Annotated in this window: 1 protein-coding gene; it reads right to left on the minus strand. The window is 41.0% G+C overall.

The window, feature by feature from the left end; genetic code table 11:
- Nucleotides 1-600, minus strand: a 600-nt coding sequence (locus M992_RS14270; RefSeq protein WP_072165987.1) for an AEC family transporter, incomplete at both ends; no start/stop codon positions are given.

The following is a 600-nucleotide window of genomic DNA, read 5'->3' on the forward strand; positions in this document are numbered from 1 at the left end:
CTAACCTCAAATTTATGTGCAGCTAAAGTTAAACCTGCTGCAAAAACAGCGACGCCGGAGTTAGTTTGTGCGATTAAATTAAAGCAAGGATCCCACTCATTAGGAATCTTGATCCCGATAAGCACCAACAATGTGGCTAATACTGGTGCCCAGACGACAGGTTCTTTAAATGCTGAAATAAGAGCATTAGTTTGTCCAACACCTTTGCCGCCTTCACGTGCGGAAGGGTTCAGCAGATAGAGTCCAATTGGAATAGTAATCGCGTTAACAATAATTGAGATAATTGCGACCACGAGCCCCGTACTGACAGTGTCTCCATAGATAGGATCCAATACCTCGAACCTTAAAAAACCTATCGTAGGGGAACCCGCAATTAATGCACATACGGCGGCTTCTGCACGAGTACGTTTATAAAAAGTATAACAACCAAACCAAGAGAAAAAGAAACAACCAAGAACAACAATAAGGGAAACAATTGTCAATCTTGTATCAGCAAAAATCATATCTCTATTAGCTCTCGCAATAGAGACAAATAATGCAGCTGGTAGAGCAAAATTCAGTACTAATTTATTCAGCGCACGCGCTTGATCTTCTGAAAAT

Source organism: Moellerella wisconsensis ATCC 35017, from assembly GCF_001294465.1.
Lineage (GTDB): Bacteria > Pseudomonadota > Gammaproteobacteria > Enterobacterales > Enterobacteriaceae > Moellerella > Moellerella wisconsensis.